General features: G+C 67.1%; 1 protein-coding gene. It reads right to left on the bottom strand.

The features are described 5' to 3' along the window. Nucleotides 1-139: 139 nt before the first annotated feature. Nucleotides 140-1537 carry an IS1380 family transposase gene (locus M3B01_RS14515; RefSeq protein WP_259793252.1) on the bottom strand — a complete coding sequence of 466 codons (1398 nt, stop codon included), beginning with the start codon at nt 1535-1537 and terminating at the stop codon, nt 140-142. Nucleotides 1538-1594: the final 57 nt, after the last annotated feature.

A 1594-nucleotide genomic window follows, 5' to 3' on the forward strand; every position in this document is an offset into this window, starting at 1 on the left:
GGTCGGCGTCGTTGCCGGTGTTGAGCTGCTGATTGTGGCATTCGGGTATGACAGATCGTCGCAGTGTCCGTTGCGGGCGGTCGGGTTCCACTCCCGAGAAGAGGAGCTGCTGGTCGTAGGGGCGGGTGGTCTCGCCGGGTTAGGTCTGTGCGACGGTGGTGCGGAGCCGGTTGACGCCGGTCAGGACCCTCACGGCTTCGGGTGCATGTTCGGCGAGGTGGAGGACCTTGTGCCGGGCGCGGCGCACGAGGGTCGCGGGGATCTCGAACAACCGCGCGCGGAGCCGTTTGGGTTCCCATTTCCTCGCGTCGTGCCTGGTGAAGGCGATGGTTTGCATCCAGGCGACGAGCTCGGAGGCGAGTTGGATGATCTGGCACCAGATCTGGTTCTGCGCGAAGGACTGCAGCGGGAACTTCTCAAGGCCCATGTCCTTGGCGTTACGGATCCGGTCTTCGCAGCGTGCACGGCGACGGTGCCGCAGTTCCAGGACGGCAAGCTGGCCGTGCGGGGAGTTGGTGGCGAACGCGGTGATGCGCATCCCCTCGTGATCGGTGATCCGCAGCTGCGCCCCAGGATGAGGACGTTCCTTCCGCACGATCACCCGCATCCCGGCAGGCCACGCGGCTAAGTCAAGGAGCCCGGTCAGCTCCGCCACCCATGTCCCCTCGCGGATCCCCTCGTCCTCGCTGTCGTAGGCGGGGGTCCACGCCTTTGCCTCGTCGATACGTTCCAGTAGGTCAGGCGTGTTCGCAGGGAGGGTGAACCCGACCGAGTAGGCCAGACGCTGCCGCTGGAGCCAGGCCAGGAAGTCTTTGGTGCCGCCGGCCCCGTCGGTGCGGATCAGGATCTTCTTCGACCCCCGCCCGCCCCGGGCCAGCAGGCCCGGTGGGAGCTGCGCGAGAGCCTGCCGGGTGACGGTGATGTGATCAGCGGCGGTGTTGGAGCCGGCGTTGCCGGGGCGGAGGTGGATCGCCAGTGGTTCCCCGGTCCCTTCGCTGCCGTGGTCAAGGAACGCACACAACGGGTGGTATCCGAAGCCGCGTTTGAACGTCGGTGCGGCCTGCTCCTTCTCGCTGTGGACGTTGATCAGGGTGGCGTCGAGGTCGATGACCAGCGGGTTCTTCGCACTGACCCCCGCAGCCGGGGAATGCGCTCCGGCGAGGGTCCAGGCTCTTTCACGCGCGGCCCGGCGGGCTTTCGAGATCGCCTCGATCACGGTGGGCGCGTCCTGGGCGAGGGTGGTGAGCGTGCGGGAGATCGTCGGGGTCGAGGCGACATCACCGAACAGGCCCGGCTCGCAACGCAGCAGATCAGTATCCGAAGCATGCTCCCCGCCGATTGCGAGAGTGAGTGCGAGGTCCAGCAGGACCTTCGCCGCGTGGTGCTCGGCCAGCGGTTTCGTCCAAGGAGCCAGTGCTTCCCGCAGCGAAGAGGCGAGGCCGGTGGCGTGGATCGTGTCGGTCAGCAGCACCGCGCCCGCATGCGAGAGGGCCGGGACCTCAGCGATGTCCACGCGCGGACGGGGGTAGAAGAACAAGGTAGGGTGGGACACCTGAAAGGTGCTCCTTCCGGCGGATGGCTACGAGCTTCAACA

The organism is Brachybacterium sp. p3-SID957, assembly GCF_025144775.1.
GTDB lineage: Bacteria > Actinomycetota > Actinomycetes > Actinomycetales > Dermabacteraceae > Brachybacterium > Brachybacterium epidermidis.